15 protein-coding genes are annotated in these 17,996 nt (G+C 67.8%); 5 read left to right on the top strand and 10 right to left on the bottom strand.

The window, feature by feature from the left end; all coding sequences use genetic code 11:
* The first annotated feature begins 73 nt into the window (after positions 1–73).
* Complete coding sequence (gene csrA / locus ACOKGD_RS04900; protein WP_342335426.1) at positions 74–313, top strand: carbon storage regulator CsrA; 240 nt, start codon at positions 74–76, stop codon at positions 311–313.
* Between the two features lie 10 nt (positions 314–323).
* Here csrA and ACOKGD_RS04895 read toward each other — a convergent pair whose 3' ends face one another.
* The 3 genes from ACOKGD_RS04895 to ACOKGD_RS04885 all read right to left on the bottom strand — a co-directional run bounded on the left by ACOKGD_RS04895 (position 324) and on the right by ACOKGD_RS04885 (position 3,937).
* The gene (locus ACOKGD_RS04895) at positions 324–671 is read right to left on the bottom strand and encodes a hypothetical protein (RefSeq protein ID WP_342335427.1); all 348 of its coding nucleotides are present in this window, start codon (positions 669–671) and stop codon (positions 324–326) included.
* A gap of 64 nt (positions 672–735) precedes the next feature.
* Complete coding sequence (locus ACOKGD_RS04890) at positions 736–1,575, bottom strand: hypothetical protein (RefSeq protein ID WP_342335428.1); 840 nt, start codon at positions 1,573–1,575, stop codon at positions 736–738.
* Positions 1,576–1,666: 91 nt separating this feature from the next.
* Positions 1,667–3,937 carry a HelD family protein gene (locus tag ACOKGD_RS04885; RefSeq protein ID WP_342335429.1) on the bottom strand — a complete coding sequence of 757 codons (2,271 nt, stop codon included), beginning with the start codon at positions 3,935–3,937 and terminating at the stop codon, positions 1,667–1,669.
* Positions 3,938–4,089: 152 nt separating this feature from the next.
* On the opposite strand from ACOKGD_RS04885, the gene ACOKGD_RS04880 reads away from it, so the two are divergent.
* A complete protein-coding gene (locus tag ACOKGD_RS04880) occupies positions 4,090–4,314 on the top strand; it encodes a hypothetical protein (RefSeq protein ID WP_342335431.1) in 225 nt (74 codons plus the stop codon).
* 56 nt (positions 4,315–4,370) lie between these two features.
* Positions 4,371–5,354, top strand: a complete 984-nt coding sequence (locus ACOKGD_RS04875) for an intradiol ring-cleavage dioxygenase (protein WP_342335433.1) — start codon at positions 4,371–4,373, stop codon at positions 5,352–5,354.
* Here ACOKGD_RS04875 and ACOKGD_RS04870 read toward each other — a convergent pair whose 3' ends face one another.
* Positions 5,355–6,830, bottom strand: coding sequence for a threonine/serine ThrE exporter family protein (locus ACOKGD_RS04870; protein WP_342335434.1), 1,476 nt, complete (start codon positions 6,828–6,830; stop codon positions 5,355–5,357).
* 59 nt (positions 6,831–6,889) lie between these two features.
* Complete coding sequence (locus ACOKGD_RS04865; RefSeq protein WP_342335435.1) at positions 6,890–7,042, bottom strand: hypothetical protein; 153 nt, start codon at positions 7,040–7,042, stop codon at positions 6,890–6,892.
* Positions 7,043–7,110: 68 nt separating this feature from the next.
* Between ACOKGD_RS04865 and ACOKGD_RS04860 the strand changes: the two genes are divergently transcribed.
* Positions 7,111–7,518: a VOC family protein gene (locus ACOKGD_RS04860; RefSeq protein ID WP_342335436.1), complete on the top strand. Its 408-nt coding sequence runs from the start codon at positions 7,111–7,113 to the stop codon at positions 7,516–7,518.
* 77 nt (positions 7,519–7,595) lie between these two features.
* Here ACOKGD_RS04860 and ACOKGD_RS04855 read toward each other — a convergent pair whose 3' ends face one another.
* Both ACOKGD_RS04855 and ACOKGD_RS04850 read right to left on the bottom strand, forming a co-directional pair.
* Positions 7,596–9,359: a bifunctional metallophosphatase/5'-nucleotidase gene (locus ACOKGD_RS04855; RefSeq protein WP_342335437.1), complete on the bottom strand. Its 1,764-nt coding sequence runs from the start codon at positions 9,357–9,359 to the stop codon at positions 7,596–7,598.
* 134 nt (positions 9,360–9,493) lie between these two features.
* Positions 9,494–10,582, bottom strand: coding sequence for a DNA alkylation repair protein (locus tag ACOKGD_RS04850; RefSeq protein ID WP_342335552.1), 1,089 nt, complete (start codon positions 10,580–10,582; stop codon positions 9,494–9,496).
* A gap of 148 nt (positions 10,583–10,730) precedes the next feature.
* Between ACOKGD_RS04850 and ACOKGD_RS04845 the strand changes: the two genes are divergently transcribed.
* A complete protein-coding gene (locus tag ACOKGD_RS04845; RefSeq protein WP_342335438.1) occupies positions 10,731–11,105 on the top strand; it encodes a hypothetical protein in 375 nt (124 codons plus the stop codon).
* Here ACOKGD_RS04845 and ACOKGD_RS04840 read toward each other — a convergent pair whose 3' ends face one another.
* The 3 genes from ACOKGD_RS04840 to ACOKGD_RS04830 are packed head-to-tail and all read right to left on the bottom strand — an operon-like array spanning position 11,106 to position 17,994.
* The gene (locus tag ACOKGD_RS04840) at positions 11,106–13,730 is read right to left on the bottom strand and encodes a TrlF family AAA-like ATPase (protein ID WP_342335439.1); all 2,625 of its coding nucleotides are present in this window, start codon (positions 13,728–13,730) and stop codon (positions 11,106–11,108) included. It abuts the gene before it with no gap.
* Positions 13,727–16,831 carry a type I restriction endonuclease subunit R gene (locus tag ACOKGD_RS04835; protein ID WP_342335441.1) on the bottom strand — a complete coding sequence of 1,035 codons (3,105 nt, stop codon included), beginning with the start codon at positions 16,829–16,831 and terminating at the stop codon, positions 13,727–13,729. The genes ACOKGD_RS04840 and ACOKGD_RS04835 overlap by 4 nt, the downstream gene beginning before the upstream one ends.
* Positions 16,828–17,994, bottom strand: coding sequence for a restriction endonuclease subunit S (locus tag ACOKGD_RS04830; RefSeq protein WP_342335443.1), 1,167 nt, complete (start codon positions 17,992–17,994; stop codon positions 16,828–16,830). Before ACOKGD_RS04830 ends, ACOKGD_RS04835 begins: the two co-directional genes overlap by 4 nt.
* Positions 17,995–17,996 lie beyond the last annotated feature (2 nt).

Below are 17,996 nucleotides of genomic sequence, written 5' to 3'. Positions count from 1 at the left end.
GATCACGCCGGCGTGTCGGGGGCACGCGCGCGCCCCTGACCATTCGGGGCGTCCTGGCCGATAGTCTGAAACGATGCTGGTGTTGACGAGGCGGATCGGCGAGAGCGTGCTGATCGGCGATGACGTCGAGGTGACGATCCTCGACATCAAGGGCGACTCCATCCGCGTCGGCATCAACGCCCCACGTGAGACCCGCATCCAGCGCTCCGAGATCGTCCAGGCGGTGGCCGCCTCCAACGCCGAGGCCGCGCACGCGGGCGCCGACGCCGAGGACGCCCTGCGCGCCGCGCTCGCGGCCCGGCCCGCCGACTGAGCCGCGCGGCTCAGTCGGCGTCGATCAGCTCGAGCAGCTCCTTGGCGGCCTTCGCGATCTCGGTGTGGTCGTACTGCGCCGCCCGCGACTCGGCCGAGATGACCGCGCAGCGGTGCACCTTGCCGTAGTCGCCGACCGGGAACTCGAACCGCGCCTTCGTCTCCTCGTTGGCCTCGGTGTCGATCCCGAGGTGCCAGCGCGCGTAGGCGTCCCAGCCGTGCTCCTCGCGCCACGCGGTCTCCTTCCGGGCCGGCAGCGCGTGCTCGCTCCACGCGTCGCGCTCGTCGCGCACCACCTCGCCGTCCCGGATCAGCTTGCGCGCGTGCCGCAGGGCGGCCTCGTTGAGCTTCACGGTCATCGTCGCTCCCTCCGTGTCGGTCCCGTACGTAGCGGTCCCGTGTGCGTCATGCCGTGTGGTGCGGTCAGCGCCCGAAGCCCGCGCGGTCCACGCGGCGGTGGTAGCGCATGCCCGCGAGGCCTCCCAGGATCGCCCCGACGAGGCTGAGCACAAGGGCGGCGACGGCGGTGATGATCCCCGCGGTGGTCAACTCGCCCTCATTGAACGGCAGGCGCGGGAAGGTGTTGACGTTGGCCAGGATGTTCCACTGGGCGCCGGCGATGGCCGTGATGATCGCGACCACGATCGCCACCACGAGGGCCCAGAGCCACACGGCGATGCCCTGCTTGGCGCCGCTGAAGCGCGACATGCGTCCCGCGACGTAGCCGCCGCAGTAGTACGAGACCAGCAGGATCACGGCCACGGCGATGATGCCGACGATGCCGATCGTGCCCGCGTTCTCCTGCGCGGCCTCCTCGGTGTCCATCTGCGAGCCGAGGCCGAGGGCCGCACCGGCGCCGGCGACGAGCGCCGTGAGCAGGACGGTCATGCCCATCGCGCTCAGCCAGCCGAAGAAGGCCGAGCCGAACTTCATGCCGCCGAACTCCTCCTTCTCGCGAGCGACGACCTCATGCCGCGCGGCGCGAGCGGCTTCGGGCGACGACCCCACCACGGCCGGGTCGTCCGTCGTCGCGTGGTCCTCGACCAGTCGGCCCGAGGAAGTGCGGTCGCCCGACGTCGTCCGGTCGTCGACCGGCGCCGTGCGGTGCACGGCGGTCGGCTCGTCGTTGCCGCGGCCGGCGTCGAGGTCGGGGGCCGGCCGTCCGGTCGCCACGGTGTCGTCGTGCACGTGCTCCGCGGCCAGCCTGTCGGCGTCGCGGCGCGCGTCGCGGTCGGCGGGGTCTCGATCCATAGGAGTGCTCATGGCTGTGTCCTTCCGGGTTCACCTGCAGTGAGTCCAGCGAACCGCGTCGCCCGCGCGCCACACAGGGCATTGCGCGACGCCGTCTCGCGCGCTATGAGGCGCCGAGGATCACCAGCTCCCTGGTCGAGCGCGTCATGGCCACGTAGCGGTCGACGGCCCCCTCGATGCCGTCGCCCCACCGATCCGGCTCTCTCAGCACCACCAGATCGAACTCGAGCCCCTTCGCCTCGAGCGGGTCGAGCGACCGCACCCGCTCGGTGCCGCCGAACGACGGGTCCCCGATCACGACGGCCACCCCCTCCTCGTGCGCCGCGAGCCATTCGGTCAGGATCGCGTCGCGCTCGGTGACCGCACCGCGCCGCACGGGGATCCCGCTCGAGCGGATCGATGTGGGCACATTCGCTCCGGGGAAGGCCGCGCGGATCACCGGCGCCGCCGCGGCCATGACCTCCTCCGGCGTGCGGTAGTTGACGGTCAGCGCGGTCATCGTCACGTGCCGGAGACCGGTGCGGGCGAGACGCTCCTCCCACGTCTCGGGGAACCCGTGCCGCGCCTGCGCGCGATCGCCGACCACCGTGAAGGATCGCTGCGGGTTGCGACGCAGCAGCATCCGCCACTCCGCGTCGGTCAGCTCCTGCGCCTCGTCGACGACGATGTGCGCGAAGGGCCCTGCCAGCGGATCGCCCGGAGCGGTCGCGACCGCGGGGACGGCGAGCGTCGAGCGCAGATCCTGTCCGCGCAGCATCGACATGATCTTCATGTCCGAGTCGTCGCTGGCGATGAGATGGGACACCACGTCGTCCATCTCGGCGCGTTCGGCGGCCGCCTCGGCCTCGGCCCGGCGCCGCCGGATCGCCGCGTCCGGATCGCCCACCCGCAGGCGTGCGGCATCCAGGAGCGGCAGGTCTCCGCGGCTCCACGGCGCCCCGGCCGGGCGCTGCAGGGCCGCCACCTCGTCGCCCGCCAGCCACGGGGCCACGCGGGCGAGCAGGGCGGGGTCGCTCCGCAGTGCGCGCACAAGGGCGACGGGGTCCAGCAGCGGCCATGCCGCATCGAACACCGCGCGCAGCTGCGGATTCTCGGCCAGCGCCTGGCGCACCGCGGCGTCGCCGTCGCCGCCGTCGAGGCCGTAGGCGTCGAACTGGTCGTCGTCGCGGTCCTCGGCGCGGCGCTCGTCGTCCCACGCGGTCGAGCCGGCGTCGCCCCAGCCCTCGTCCGCCCAGCGGTCCCCGCCGTCGCCGCCGTCGTCGCCGTCCCGCACGACGACGGCCTCGACCCGCTCGGTCAGGGTGGCAAGCAGGGTGTCCCAGGCCTGACCGCGCCCCTCGTTGTGGGTCGCCGCGGGATCGATCGCGCCGAACGCCTCCTCCCAGTCGGCCGTGCTGACGCGGACATCGCCCCAGGGCGTGTCGATCACGGCGGCGCGGGTCGGCGGCCGCTCACGCAGCCGCACCGCCGCCTCGACGGCATCGATCAGACGAGCATCCGCCAGCAGGCGCGCGACGGCGGGATCCGTCTCCTCGACGGCGCCGCGCCCCTCCGGCACCAGGTCCCGCAGCGTCGCGATGCGCACGCCCTCCTCGCCGAGTCCGGGCAGGATGTCGGCGACGTAGTCGGCATATGCCTGCGAGGGCCCGACGAACAGCACACCCCCGTGCCCGGCCTGCATACGCGGGTCGGCGTAGAGCAGATACGCGGCGCGGTGCAGCGCGACGACGGTCTTGCCGGTGCCGGGACCGCCGTCGACCACCAGCGCACCGTCGGATCCCGCGCGGATGATGGCGTCCTGATCGGCCTGGATCGTGCCGAGCACGTCGCGCATCCGCGGCGAGCGGCTGGTGCCGAGGCTCGCGATGAACGCCGACTGGTCATCGAGGGCGGCACCCGCGGCCAGCGCCTCGGGGGTGAAGGCCTCGTCCCAGTAGTCGGTGATGAGGTCGCCGTCCCAGCGATAGCGCCGGCGCGTGATCAGCCCCATCGGCTGGGCGTGGGTCGCCCCGAAGAACGGCTCGGCGGCGGGCGCGCGCCAGTCGACCAGCAGCGGATCCCCCGCGTCGTCGGTCAGCGCGAGCCGGCCGATGTAGAGGGTGCCCTGGTCGCCGACGATCCGGCCGAGACAGAGATCGAGCCCGAACCGTCGCAGCATCCGCAGCCGTGCGGTGAGGCGATGGATCTCGAGGTCGCGATCGAGCGCCGCCTGGCCGCGCCCTCCCGGCGCTCGGCGCTGCTCGTCGAGGCGGAGCTGGAGCCCGGCGATCTGGCGGGCGAGTGAGTCGCCGATCCGCGCGAACTGCGCGACGTCTTCGGCGATGAGGGCGGGGGCGGATTTGGCGGGGTGGGCTTCGAGGGAAAAGGGCAGCACGGCGCGCCTCCAGGCTTTCGGGAACGCGCCATTCTGCCTCACGACCGGGGCCTTGCGGCAAGGCCCCTCCCCCGGGGTATCCTGGAAGTGCAGGCGGTTCCCGTACGGTCGAGCCCCTGCCATCCGGCTCCGCGACGTCCTATCGTCAAGCCATGGCCACTCTCCGTATGGACCACGTCTCGGTGGTCGTCGAAGACCTACCGGGCGCCATGTTCGAGGTCGACGACGTGCGCGACACCGTCGAGCGCCTGCGCGCCCACGGCGGCGAGCTGATCGGCGAGGTCACGCCCTTCGAGGATCAGTACGTCCTGTGCTACCTCCGGGGGCCTGCGGGCATCATCGTCGCGCTGGCCGAGTCGGTCGCGCCCGCGTCATAGCGACCTCATATCCGCCGCACCGGGCGCTCCGCAGCGGCGGCGAGAGGATCGCCGTCATGGCGAACCGCATCCCCGAACCCGACCGCACCCCACAGGGGCCGAGCTACGAGGGCAGGCTTCTCGTGCGCCCCGACGACGAGGTCGTCGACCAGGGCGCGGGCTTCGACCTGCGCACCCTGCTCTCGCGGCGGGCCATCTTCGGCGTGCTCGGGCTGGGCGCGGGCGCGGCGGTGCTCGCCGCATGCGCTCCGGCCGCGACCGGCGCCTCGAAGACCACGACCCCGACCGCCACTCCGACCGCCGATCCGACATCGGCGCCGACCGATCCGACGGCCCTCCCGAGCGGCGAGATCCCCGACGAGACGGCGGGCCCGTACCCGGGCGACGGCTCGAACGGTCCCGACGTGCTCGCCGAGTCCGGCATCGTCCGCAGCGACATCCGCACCGACGTCGGCGGCTCCGATCCGGTCGATGGCGTGCCCCTGACCTTCACCCTGCGACTGACCGACATGGCCGACGGCGATGCGCCGTTCGCCGGGGCGGCGGTCTACGCCTGGCACTGCGACGCGCTCGGCCGGTACTCGATGTACTCGGAGGGCGTCGAGGATCGGACGTGGCTGCGGGGCGTCCAGACGGCCGACGCCGACGGGCAGGTGACGTTCACGTCCGTGGTCCCCGGCTGCTACGCCGGGCGGTGGACGCACATCCACTTCGAGGTCTACCCCGATGTCGACGCGATCGACGACTCGGCGAACGCCATCGCGACCTCGCAGCTGGCCCTCCCCGAGAGCGCGCTGACACCGGTCTACGCGGGGGCGGCATACAGCGGATCCGCGCGGAATCTCGCCCAGACGTCGATCGTGAGCGACGGCATCTTCGGCGACGACGGCGGCGCCCTGCAGATCGCGACGGTCACCGGCGACGCGACCTCCGGGTACACGGCGTCGCTCACGGTCCGGGTGGACACCGCGACAGCGCCCACCGCCGGCGGCATGGGCGGCGGCCCCGGGGGCCCGGGCGGCGAGCCGCCCCGCGGCTGACTAGGCGCCGCCCCGTTCGCCGCGGGACGCGCTCGTGGGAGCGGTCCCGACGATCAGACGCGCACCGCCCGCCGTCGGACGGGGCTGCATCCGGCGGAGCACCCGCAGATCCCCCAGCGTGCGGCCGAGCGGCGATCCCGCGAAGAGGCCGAGCGTCGCGCCCGCGGCGAGCGCGATGCCGACCATGCCCGCGGTGGTGAGGGTCGACGCCGCCGACAGGATGTCGCCGGTGTCGCCCGCCGACTCCACCAGCCCGAGCAGGCCGCGGAAGACGACCGCTCCCGGCACGAGCGGCACGATGGCCGCGGTCGTCACGGCCACCGAGGGCACGTGCAGGTGGTGGGCCATGACCGCGCCGACGATGCTGGCGATCAAGGCTCCCGCGAAGCTCGCGGGAGCCTGGGCGAAGCCGGCCGCGCTGGCGACCGCGAAGCCCGCCCACGCGATGACTCCGAGCACCGCGCTCACCGCGATGATGCCCAGCCCCGCGCCGTTGAACATCGCCACGGCGATGGCCACGATGACCGCGCCCGTGAACTGCCCGGGAAGCGGGCCGAGCGGCAGCGCCTCGCTCGGGGCCTCCATGCCGATGCCGAGCGCCCGCGCGAGCTCGAGGCCGATGACGATGCCGAGCACCACGCCGAGCGTCTGCACGGTGAGCTCGAGGATGCGGCCTCCCGCCGTGAGCGAGAACCCGTCGATGGCGTCCTGGGCGGCCCCGACGACCGCGAGCCCGGCGAGCATCAGAACGATGCCCGAGGACACCACGATCGCGGCGCGCACATCGACGAACGGCTCGATCCCCGCGCTGGCGAGCATCGCCGTGACGACGGTCAGCACCGTCAGGACGAGCGCCCCGGCGATCTGGCTGAAGAACAGCGGCACCTGCAGGCGGGCGAGCCCCGCCTGGGTCAGGGCCACGGCCAGTGCCGCGGCGAAGGTGACCACGAGGATCGTCGGCGAGGCGCCGAACATCACGCCCACGCCGACCGCCAGCAGCGCCTGCGAGAGCATAACGATCGAGGGGCGATACCGGAACGGCCGCCGCCGGATCTGGTGGAAGCGCGCACGGGCCTCGTCCAGGTCGAGCCCCGCCTCGACGTCGCGCACCAGGGTCTGCAGCGCCTGCAGCTTCGCGTGATCCGGCACCGCCGAGCGCACCACGCGCATCAGCGTGATGGGCCAGTCCTCGCCGTGGCGGTGGTCGGAGATGGTCACCGAGTTGAAGGTGACGTCGACGTGCACGCTTGCGAGGCCGTACACGCGCGTGATGCGCAGCGCGGCCAGCACGACCTCCTTCGCCGAGGCGCCGACCGACAGCATCACCTCGGCGACGCGCATGGCGAGGTCGATCACCCGCACGACCGTCGAGTCGTCGATGATCGGCACCGCCGCGGTCAGCGTGCGCTCGGAGGTGTCGGCGTGGATCGCCCGGCGCACGCTCTCGATCATCTGTCGACCGCGTCTGAGAGCCATGCTCCCATCCTCTCCGACGCGGTCTCCGCTCCTGCTGAGCGGCACGCGCCGCCCGGGCCTCAGCCCCGACGGAGTTCGGCGGCCTCGTCCTCGGTCAGCTCGATCTCGTGGCCGTTGTCGCCGACCCAACGGTGATCCTGCTGCCCGGTGGCGGGATCGGAGCGCGCGATGAGCGTGTACGACGCGCCGTTCTCGATCTTGATCTTCTCCATATCCAGAGGCTAACCGCCGTGCCGCGTCGCGCCGGCGGCGCGAACGTCGAGGTGTCTAGGCTCGCCCCATGCCCGTCTTCGATCATCTGGGGATCACCGTCGACGACCTCGCCCGCGGGATCGCGCGGTTCGATCCGATCATGCAGGCCCTCGGCTTCGAGAGATCCGACGCCGACGACTCGGTGTCGTGGTGGCGGGAGGGCGATGTCGAGCTCATCCTCCGGCCCGCCCGCGAGCCGGGCTCGGGCCCGCACGTGCACGGCCGGGTCGGATGGCAGCACCTCGCCTTCGCGGTCGACTCGCGCGACGAGGTCGAGCGCCTGCACGCGGTCGCCCTCGCGGCGGGCTGGACGGCGGTGCGCGATCCGAAGATTTACGAGCGCTTCAATTCGCGCTACTACGCCTCGTTCGTCGAGGACGACGACGGCATCCGCCTGGAGTTCATGCACAACCCGCCGCGGGATGCCACGGCCTGACACCGCCGCGTTCGCCCGGCCGCGTCAGCCGAGGCCCGTCGCGCACGGGACGGGCCTCGGTCACAGAGGGCGACGGATCAGCCGATGGGGGCACCCGCGACGGTGAGCTCCCACGAAGGCTGCCAGAAGTCGGCGTGGTCGATCGTGCCCTTCGCCTGGGCCCAGTCGATGAGCAGCTGGCGGATCTCCTTCTGCTCGTCGTAGACCAGCGGCGCCGAGGCGATGTGGGGGAAGCCGCCGCCGCCGGAGCGACGGTAGTTGTTGACGGCGACCACGACCTGCGCGTCGTCGGCCAGCGCGGATCCGTCGGCGAGCGTGAGGCCCGAGATGCGCGATCCGACCGGCTGCGACAGGTCGACCGAGTACGTCACGCCGGCGACGATGTCGAGGTTGTAGTCGGGCGTGCTGCCCGCCCCGGTGTGCGCAGCGGGATCGAACGACGTCCCGGCGGGCACCTGCGCGAAGTACTTGTTCGAGTACTCGAGGTAGTCCTTCACCTGTGCGCCGGTCATGGTGACCGCGTGCAGCGTGTTGTCGTAGATGTAGAGCCCGGCGATGTCGCGCACCGAGACGTCACCCGCGGGGAAGACGGCGGTGCGCGAGAACGGCGCCGCGATCGACAGCACGGGGAGGTCGGCGTACGCGGTGTCGGCCAGCGCGGCGTCCACCGTCTCGGTCTGCACCTGCTGGATGAAGTCGATGATCGGGGTGTCCTCGTAGCGCGAGGTGACGGCCGAGAGCTCCTGGGTCGAGTGCGCGACGACCTGGTTCACGTACGCGACGGTCGTGTTGTGCTGGTCGGCGATGAGATCGAGGATCTCGGGCGACTGCGGGTAGTCCTTGGTGCGGATCGCGCTGGCCTGGGTTCCCTGGACGTCCCACTTGCCCTTGATCTTCTGGAGGTCGATGTCGACCCGCGACACGGTGGAGCCCCAGCGGTAGGGCTGCGTGAGCAGCACCTCGTCGCCCGTGACCTCGTTGGTGACGATCTGCGAGGGCTTGTCCTGGTGCGTGTGCCCGACGACCATGACGTCGATGCCCGGCACGGTGCGCGCGATGACGTCCGAGGGGTTCTCCGGCGCGGCGATCGACTCGTCGTACGAGGAGGCGCCCACGCCCGCGTGCGACAGCACCACGACCACGTCGGCGCCGGCGGCCTTCACGCGCGGCACCCAGGTCTTGGCGGTCTCGACCATGTCCTCGAAGGCCAGGCGGCCCTCGACGTTGCCCTTGTCCCAGATGGCAGAGCCCGGGGTCGTGAGGCCCAGGATGCCGACCTTCACCGGCTTGCTGCCCTTCACGTGCTTGGTGACGATCGTGTACGGCTCGAGCGCGGGCTCGCCGGTCTCGAGATCGAGGACGTTCGCGCCGAGCAGCGGGAAGTCGAGCGCGTCGCGGTAGGCGCCGAGAGTGTCGAGGCCGTAGTTGAACTCGTGGTTGCCGACGACCTGCGCGTCGTACCCGATGGCGTCATAGGCGGCGGCCATCGGGTGGGTCGCGCCGCTCTGCTCCACCGGCTCCTGGACGGCGTAGTAGTAGCTCAGCGGCGTGCCCTGGATGGCGTCGCCGTTGTCGACGACGAGCACGCTGTCCTCACCCTCCTCGGCGCGCACCGCGTCGACCACCGACGCCACCGAGGCCAGCCCCACCGAGTCGCCGGCCTTGTCGGCGTAGGCGCGGTCGTTGAAGTAGTCCCAGTTCGCGACGTTGCCGTGCAGGTCGGTGGTGGCGAGCAGGGTGAGGTCGAGCGAATGGTCCTTGGGGGCGGCGCTGGCGGGGACGGCGACGGCCGTCGATCCGACCAGGACGACCGCGAGGGCGGACGCGAGGCGTAGCTTCACGAGGGGTCTCCTTGAGAGCGGTGTGGGGATCCGGTGGTCACCGGACGGACGCACCCTATCGACCGCATGAGACCCCAGGGTGTCCGGTTCCCGGCCGGCACGCGGGTCGAACTGCCCATGCCCCGACGCGGGGCTCATTCGCCGAAGCGCAGCCCGAATGCCGCCCACCCGTGGCGCTCGCCGTTGACCTGCGCCTGCACGGCGTGCTCGCCCGGATGGTGGACGCGGGTGGTCATGGGGCGCAGCTCGTGGCGCTTGGTGAAGGCCACCCGCTCCCCCGGCGCCAGCGTCCGGGTGGCGAGCTTGAACACCTTCGGCGCGAGCGATCCGTTCGCCTTCACGTAGTGGACGACGTAGTCGACGGCCGCCGCGGCCGCCTCGGGCCCCTCGTTGGCGACGGTGAAGCGCAGGTCGATCGCGCCCGGGAACTCGACGGTCGTCTGGGCGAGGTCGATCTCCCCCACCGTCAGCCGTGCGGGCGCGAAGCCGAGCAGGGCGAGCGCGGCGGGGTCGCCCTTCTTGATCAGCGAGCGCAGCCCGCGCCTCACCACGGCCGCGGTCGTCGGCTCCGGCGCCGCCAGCCATCGCGCCGCGGTCGCCACGACCACGTCGGGCGCGTGCCGGCTGAGGTCGTTCAGATGGTTCCCCACCGAGCGCCGCACGTACTCGCTCGGGTCCCGATACAGCGCATCCAGGATCGGCAGGGTCGCCTCCGGATCCGCCAGCAGGGCGCGCACACGGATCGCCCACGGCAGGTACGCGCGGGTGCCCTCACTCGCGAGGCGACGCACGTGCTCGTCGTCGCTGGTCGTCCAGGACTCGATGATCGCGAGCGCGCGCGGCAGGTCGCGCTCCAGCAGGCGCCGGATCGGGAACTCCGCCGTCAGACGGCCGGTCAATGCGGCCATCAGCGCCATCGCCTCGTCGAACGCCTTGTCGGTCCCCGCCTCCAGCGCCCGCGTGGTCACGGCCTCGCCGACGGGCCAGACCGCCCACCCCTCGAATCCCGGGTCCGCGAGCATCTCCCGCACCACGGCTGCGAGATCGGTCGGCACCGCCTGATCGAGGGCCCCGGCGACAAGGTCAGTGCGCTCGCGAAGGCTGAGCGGCGCCAGGCGTTCGGCGCCGATGTCGGTCAGCGCCGCCACCTCCGCCGACGGCGACACCGCGGCGATCCGCTCGGCCAGATCCCGGATCACGGTCGTGTTGATCAGCTCGTTCATCGCGCCCACGGCCCCACCTTAGGGCGGGCATCCGACATCGCCCGCGGGAACGACGAAGCCCCGGTGATCCGAGGATCACCGGGGCTTTTCTGTCGGCCTTGTTTACCTCTGTTCCACAAATTCGGAAACAGGGGTCACGACGGCCGCGATGCGCCGAATCCTGCGTGATTCCGCCGATGTTCGAACACCTGGCGAAACCACCGCTTCCCGCCGGAAGTGGACGCGCCTGAGCGATGAAGCTCGCACTGCGGTGATCGAGCGATACAAAGCGGGCGAGACGTCGACAGCCCTCGCGGAAGCGTACGGCGTCGCCAAGTCCACGATCCTCGGCATCCTGCGGGCGAACAGCGTGGTCGTGCGACGGCGGCCGCTGACGTCGGAGCAGGTGAGTGAGGCGGCCCGGCTGTACAACTCCGGGCTGTCGCTATCGCAGGTCGCTGAACGATTGAAGATGAACCAGGAAACGATGCGGGTCGCCATTATGGGCTCCGGCGTGACAATTCGGCCCGCGACTGGCGCATAGCTAGAAGCCGTAGAGGTGCTGGCGAGCATTGAAAGCGGCCGGTCCACCCTCAAGCACGTTCTCGACGTGCGATCGAATGGCGACGTCATCGAGGGAGCCGATTCCGTCGGCTGCAGGACGGCCGTGCTGACCGTCACCTTCGAGCGCCACAATCAGCTCAGCGTCACCGAGGACCGGGACGTTCGCATTATGCGTACTCGCAATGATCTGACGTTTCCCCTTGAGGCCGCGGAGGTTGCTCACGATGCCGTCGTACACGAACCGGTTGTCGAGGTCGTCTTCCGGCTGGTCAATGATCAGCGGCGCGTTGGACGCCCCGAGCAGCAACAGAAGTAGCGCTGTCGCTCGCTGACCCTTGGAAAGGTCGTCCATCCGCTTGAACTCACGAGTTCCAGAGCCAGCCTGGACATCGAGCTGCACTTCGACGGCTTGCCCGACGGAGCGTTCCTCGAGCTGCCGAAGGAGTGGTTCGCCCGCTTCGAGGAGTGCTCGCGCCTGTGCCCCACTGACCGAGAACTGCGCGTTCAGCTCCGCCTCGCCCTTTCGAGCGGCGTCCACGAATGCTCGGGTCGAGAATCCGTCCAGATCAATCGCCGCCATGATGCGAGTGCGCTGGCCAGATATCGACTGCTCAATGAGCGTCTTGATGTGACCACGGTCCTTCGCAGCAATGGGCTTCACGATCACGACCCCGCCCGTCGCGGCGTTTGCCGCGCGGACCGCTTCTGTCAGAGCCTTTGCTCGCGCGTTTTCGTGATCCGCGAGCGTCTGGAGGAGAGTCTTCCGCTCCGAGAGTAGATCCTTGATCGTCTTTGCAATGCCGGCGCGGCGGGACTCCTTCGCCTTCAGATCATCCAGCGCCTTCTTCGTCACAAGGTACTTAGTTGGCTCGAGGCCCTCCTCGACGAGCTTCCGAAGAACTTCAGCGTGCTCATCTCGCTGCTCGCGGACCGTGTCGGTCCAAGCGGTTTCAGCGCTGCCGATCGCGGCCTCAGCGTCCAGAAACGCCTGTCGAGCTTCGACAGCGAGTTCGCCCAGTTTCTTCGCTAGTGCCGCAGACGCCTCCTCCGCACGCTTCAGGATCTCAACCTGCGGGGAATCATCGATGTTCTCGAACGCCGCCCCCACCTTCGCGACCAACTGATCGTCCGTGAGCGTCGTGAGTGCGTCCTGCGCAGAGACGACTCGGTCTTTGGCTTCCTTGAAGATGGCCTCGTCCTGGCTCAGACGAGTCACTTCCTTGAGCCGCGTAGGTACATCGGTGTCCGTGTAGTGCTGGACTTGCTCCTCGAGACGCGGAATATCAGACAGCTCGTCCTCAAGCTGAGCACGGCTCTCCTCCGCGCGACTCAACTTCTCGCGATTCTCTTTGAGTGCGTCCAGGGTTTCGCGATGCTCTGTCGTCAGATGCCCACTGCCCTGGAACCGCTGCAGCATGCTTGCCACTTTGGAGCTGTCGTTAGTGAGTTCGGCGAGTTCGTGCTGGCCGAAGATCTCGACACTCGCGATGATGTCGCTCGGCTGAAGGTTGGTGACGGACCCGCTCTCGTCCTTGACCACGGGCAGGTTGTTGACCGATCGCTCGATTGTGAAGTTTCTCACCGCGGGTGACGCGGTCTCAACAGAGAGCTTGACGACCGTGCCAGACTTCAGCACGCCGCTGATAATGCTGTCGTGGTCGCGTTTGGCTTCAGCTCCGATCGGCGTGAGACCCAACGCAAACCGGATGCTCTCGATCGCAGTGGACTTTCCGGTGCCACGCCCTCCAATAAGCGCAGTCAGGTCATCGGAGAAGGGGATCGTCACCCCGTCGAGGAAGCCGCCGATCCAGGAGACTTCCTTGAGCGCAGAGCGAGGCTCGGAGACCGGGTCGTCCAGCGAGACCCGAGTCTCAGGGGTTCGTACGGCCAGCTTCAAGCTATCCACACAGAGGCTGCTCACCTTGAACCAGGAGCTGGCTCCAGCGGCCTGCAGATGAGCCGGTCGCATCACGTCGTCGGAGTAGATCACCGCGAGCGGATGCTTACGGTCGTAGGGCTTAGTCCCGTTGATAATCGCCTGCTGGTCAGTGCCGTTCGGCTGACTGGGTGTGACAGCAATCGCGTGGAGGTTGGGGGCCTTCACCATCGTCACAAGCGGTTGCCCACCCCGGCCGGTCAGCATGCCGCTATTCGGAACATTCACGTGCGCAGGGATGACCAGGGCGCCTTGTTCCGTCATCTTGTCGAGGATGTCCTTAAACGAGGCACCCGTGGTTCCGTTCGCGCAACCGGGAGCGACCCCGCACATGCCAATCGCGGCGTTCACCACCGAAGCCTTCGTGTCAACGTCAAAGATGACGAGGAGGTGGATGCCTTCGGCGGAATTCGCTTCGAACCCGGGAAGAGCTACAATGCCGCGACTTGCCGCGTCCTCAATGAGCTGCAGCGCCGAGTCGACCTTCCAATGGTCCGTGATCGCGATCATCTCGATCTTGAGCGCTTCGCACTCATCAAGGAGCGCCTTGTTGTAGTCGGCTTCGCTCGTGTACGCAGTCGACGGGGCATTCTTGCCTTCGTACCCGTATGGGTTCACCTGCAGAGCCGCACGTACCCAGCGGGCACCCGTCATCATCGACTTGGTCACTCATTACCTCCGTTTGAGCTCAATCCAAAGAACCGCTCGAAGAACAACCCGAGCTTTTCGATCACGCGCTGCTTCTTCTCGCCGTGGCCGCCATCGGCAGAGAATCGGGAGGCAGGCGGAAGCACCTTGGTGATCGCTGTGCCGGTCGTGCGGAGCGCGCCGTCGCGGAACGCGATCTCGATGAATGCACGAGTGGCGTCGGCGCGGAGCCGCTCGTCCTCGATGATGGCCTCGAGCTCGGCCTCGCGCTTGGCCGCGATAAACGCCTGCCACTCCTCGTCGATGGCGCCGTCGACGGAAACGGAGTCAACGAAGGCTTCGATGAGGTCCTTCTTGTTGCGCAGTGTCGGGCTGGCGTCGACGGCACGGGAGATCTCGGCGCGGATCTCCTTGTCCTCGCCGTCGCCGTGCTGGCTGCGGTACTTCTGAACGAGCATCAGGATGTAGTCGACGTTGATCTCGACCTGCTTGATCAGCTCGATCTCGAACACGACGTCGTCGTTGATGTGTTCCTTGTTCGTGTCCTTGACCTTGCGGAACTCGGCGTACAGGTCGAGGTAGACGCTGCGGTAGTCCTGCCCCTGACGCTCGGTGAGAATCTCGTGCCCGGCGAAGTCATCGAACGAAGTCAGGATGTTCTCAAGCCGCAGGATCTGCCCGAACAGCTGGATGAATTCCTTCTGCGCAGCTTCTCCGATGATCTGCTGCCCCAGCGGGAACGATGTCAGGAGTTCGTCGACCTTCTCCGCGTATTCGCCGTAGTAGTCGCCGAAGGGTTTGAGGAGCACGACTCCGCGGGCGTCCTTATTGCCGAACAACTCGAGGGCGGCGTTGGTCTCCTCTTCAAGGTCACGGAAGGCGACGATGTTGCCGTACGTCTTGACCGAATTGAGGATGCGGTTGGTGCGCGAGTACGCCTGGATCAGGCCGTGCGCCCGCAGATTCTTGTCTACGAAGAGCGTATTGAGAGTCGTGGCGTCGAAGCCGGTGAGGAACATGTTGACCACGATGACGAGGTCGAGCTCGCGGTTCTTCAGCCGCTGCGAGAGGTCCTTGTAGTAGTTCTGGAACTTGTCTGCGCTGGTATCGTAGCTCGTCCCGAAGATGTCGTTGTAATCCTGGATTGCGTCTTCGAGGAAGCTGCGCGCATCCGTGCTCAGCGCATCGGTGTCGAAGGCCTCGTCGTCGAGGATGCCGTCGTCGCTGGCATCGTTCGCACCGTAGGAGTAGATCAAACCGATCTTCAGGCGCCGGTCGGCAGGGAGTGCTTCCTGCTGGATCTGGAAGTGGTTGTAGTAGCGACGCGCCGCATCAATCGAGGCGGTTGCGAAGATGGCGTTGAAGCCGCGGACACGCTTGCGCTCACGGAAAGCTTCCGCCTGACGGCGGGCGCGTGTCGACTCGGCGACGTTCGTGACGACGGAGTGCTCGTAGCTCGAGGAACGCTTGGTCTTCTGGTCGAAGTGCTCCAGTGTGTATCGCACGACCTGGCTGATGCGCTCCGGCGCCAGTAGCGCTTTCTCGGTGTCGATGGCCGACACCTGCTTGTCGACGATGGTGCCGACCTTGACGGTGTTGACGTAGTCGATCCGGAACGGCAATACGTTCTTGTCAGTGATCGCGTCGACGATCGTGTATGTGTGCAGCTTCTCGCCGAACGCCTGCTCGGTGGTCTTGAGCTGCGGGTTTCCGCCCGCGCCGGCATTGACCGCGAAGATCGGAGTGCCGGTGAAGCCGAAGAGGTTGTAGCGCTTGAAGGCGCGGGTGATGTCGGTGTGCATGTCACCGAACTGCGAGCGGTGGCACTCGTCGAAGATGATCACGACGTGGTCGTTCGTGATCGCGTGACCCTTGTTCGCCTTGATGAAGGTCGACAGCTTCTGGATCGTCGTGATGATGATCCGCGCGTTCGAGTCCTCGAGCTGCCTCTTCAGCACCGCCGTTGACGTGTTGGAGTTGGCCGCGCCCTTCTCGAAGCGGTCGTACTCGCGCATCGTCTGGTAGTCGAGGTCCTTTCGGTCGACGACGAACAGCACCTTGTCGACGCTCGGCAGTTTGGAGGCCAGCTGCGCGGTCTTAAAGCTCGTCAGCGTCTTGCCCGACCCGGTCGTGTGCCAGACGTAGCCGCCTGCGCCGACAGTGCCGAGCTGTTTGTAGTTGGTGGCGATGTCGATGCGCTGCAGAATTCGCTCGGTCGCGACGATTTGGTACGGCCGCATCACGAGCAGGAGCCGGTCGGCGGTGAGCACGCAGTAGCGCGTCAGGATGTTCAGCAGTGTGTGCTTGGCGAAGAACGTCTTCGCGAATGAGGTCAGGTCGGTGATCGGCTTGTTCTGCGCGTCCGCCCACCATGACGTGAACTCGAACGAGTTCGACGTCTTGCGGCCCTTGGTCTGCTTCTTGCCCTCGCTGATGTGCTGGGTGCGCGTGGTGTTCGAGTAGTACTTCGTCAGGGTGCCGTTGCTGATCACGAACAGCTGCACGTACTCGAACAGGCCGGAGCCGGCCCAGAAGCTGTCGCGCTGGTAGCGGTTGATCTGGTTGAACGCCTCGCGGATGTCGACGCCCCGGCGCTTGAGCTCGATGTGCACCATCGGCAACCCGTTCACGAGCACGGTCACGTCGTAGCGGTTCGCGTAGTTCGCACCGCCTTCGCCCTGGCCGATCTCGTACTGGTTGATGACCTGGAGGCGGTTGTTGTGGATGTTCTGCTTGTCAAGCAGTGTGATGTTCTTCGTCGATCCGTCGTCCCGCTTAAGGAGCTGGACGTGATCCTCCTGGATCCGCACGGTCTTCTCGACGATGCCGTCGTTCTTGCCGGCAATCTTGGTGTCGAAGAAGTCGACCCACTCGCTGTCGGAGAAGGTGATCTGGTTCAGCGCCTCGAGTTGGGTGCGCAGGTTCGCCACGAGCTGCGCCTCGGACGTGACCGGCATGTACTCGTACGCCTGGGACTCGAGGAGTCGGATCAGCTCCTGCTCAAGCGCCGACTCCGACTGGTATGCGGCCGACGCGTGAACGTCTGGAATGTACTCCGCGACGACGGTGGACTCTGCTGAGACCGCGATCGGATCGTACTTGCGAGCGATGGCTTCACTCATGCGGCAGCCTCCTCAAAGGCGAAGAGCCGGTCGCGATAGTGGCCATACTGTTTGCGCCGTGCAGAGATCTCTGCCGGTAGCCCGATACGCAGGTCTCCCACGAGCGTTTCGAACTGATCGAGAATCGCCGCGACGCGACGTTGAGTCGCAAGCGAAGGCATAGCAACTGGATACTTGAGGAACATCGGTCGTCGCAGGGACGTCACTGACGCATGCACTGAAGTGCGCTCAAGGTATCGAGCGAAGTCTGAAACCAGGTAGTGATAGAGATAGCGGGCGTCCACGCCGTCGCTCGGGACGATGCGATAGGCGCGTTGATGTAGCGCGTACTGCCCAGCTGCAAAGTGAAAGACCTTGCCAACACCCACGCCGTCACCCGCAGTGATGATGGCGTTCTCGTCGAAGTCGAACGTGTCTAGTCGTAGCGGCTCACGGCCCCGCGCATAGAAGACGAATTTGCCATCGGCGACCGCGTCCTTCGTGTCGTGGCTCCCAGTGCCGATCGTCGCGATGTCACCAAGGGGAACCCGCGGGACCTGGTCATCGAAGGTGAGTAGCGTCTGTCGGTAGTGTTCGTACTGACGTCGCCGAGCTTCCAGCTCCGCTTCCAGCTCCGCTTCCAGCTCCGCTTCCAGCCGGGTGAACTCATCCAAGATTCCCACGATCTCGCGCTGCACCTCGATAGGCGGCACGGGGAGTCGCACCTTCGCCAGCTGCCGTGCCGATACGTCGATCACTTTCGTACCGGTAGCGAGCCCACGCTTCTGCACAGAGAACGACTCGGACTGGAACCAATATGCAAGGTACTTGGGGTCGAGGTCGTGCTGGATCACCGTGGCGTGGCCGCCAGTGACGATCGGCTCCGAACCGAGCCAGGCAACGGCTTTTCCGACGTCCTCGACGTTCTCACTGGTGTTGGTGATGATGATGTCGCCCGGCTGCGCCTTCGCAAGCTTCATGGCGGTCTCCGGTGCCACGAATGAGAGCGTTTCGGTCGCCCAGACGCCGTACCTCGTGTAGATCTGACCGTAGTGGATAGCGCCGACGCCTTCATCAACGAGATCGGTCTTCGGCATGCCGTTACCGCGAACGAATCGCGCGATGTCGCCGAGTGCGCGGAACTGCACACCGTTGGGCGTGTGTTCGGCGATCAGCTCGTCCACAC

Source organism: Microbacterium phosphatis, assembly GCF_049177115.1.
Taxonomy (GTDB): Bacteria; Actinomycetota; Actinomycetes; order Actinomycetales; family Microbacteriaceae; genus Microbacterium; species Microbacterium phosphatis.
The sequence above is the reverse complement of the archived record's forward strand: the minus strand, read 5'-3'. Positions and strand labels throughout refer to the sequence as shown.

Excerpts from the sequence above, each read along its gene's own strand:
- ACOKGD_RS04860 (WP_342335436.1), top strand. The coding sequence starts at position 7,111 with ATGCCCGTCTTCGATCATCTGGGGATCACCGTCGACGACCTCGCCCGC.
- ACOKGD_RS04835 (WP_342335441.1), bottom strand. The coding sequence starts at position 16,831 with ATGAGTGAAGCCATCGCTCGCAAGTACGATCCGATCGCGGTCTCAGCA.
- csrA (WP_342335426.1), top strand. The coding sequence starts at position 74 with ATGCTGGTGTTGACGAGGCGGATCGGCGAGAGCGTGCTGATCGGCGAT.
- ACOKGD_RS04880 (WP_342335431.1), top strand. The coding sequence starts at position 4,090 with ATGGCCACTCTCCGTATGGACCACGTCTCGGTGGTCGTCGAAGACCTA.
- ACOKGD_RS04890 (WP_342335428.1), bottom strand. The coding sequence starts at position 1,575 with ATGAGCACTCCTATGGATCGAGACCCCGCCGACCGCGACGCGCGCCGC.
- ACOKGD_RS04870 (WP_342335434.1), bottom strand. The coding sequence starts at position 6,830 with ATGGCTCTCAGACGCGGTCGACAGATGATCGAGAGCGTGCGCCGGGCG.
- ACOKGD_RS04865 (WP_342335435.1), bottom strand. The coding sequence starts at position 7,042 with ATGGAGAAGATCAAGATCGAGAACGGCGCGTCGTACACGCTCATCGCG.
- ACOKGD_RS04895 (WP_342335427.1), bottom strand. The coding sequence starts at position 671 with ATGACCGTGAAGCTCAACGAGGCCGCCCTGCGGCACGCGCGCAAGCTG.
- ACOKGD_RS04850 (WP_342335552.1), bottom strand. The coding sequence starts at position 10,582 with ATGAACGAGCTGATCAACACGACCGTGATCCGGGATCTGGCCGAGCGG.
- ACOKGD_RS04875 (WP_342335433.1), top strand. The coding sequence starts at position 4,371 with ATGGCGAACCGCATCCCCGAACCCGACCGCACCCCACAGGGGCCGAGC.
- ACOKGD_RS04845 (WP_342335438.1), top strand. The coding sequence starts at position 10,731 with ATGCGCCGAATCCTGCGTGATTCCGCCGATGTTCGAACACCTGGCGAA.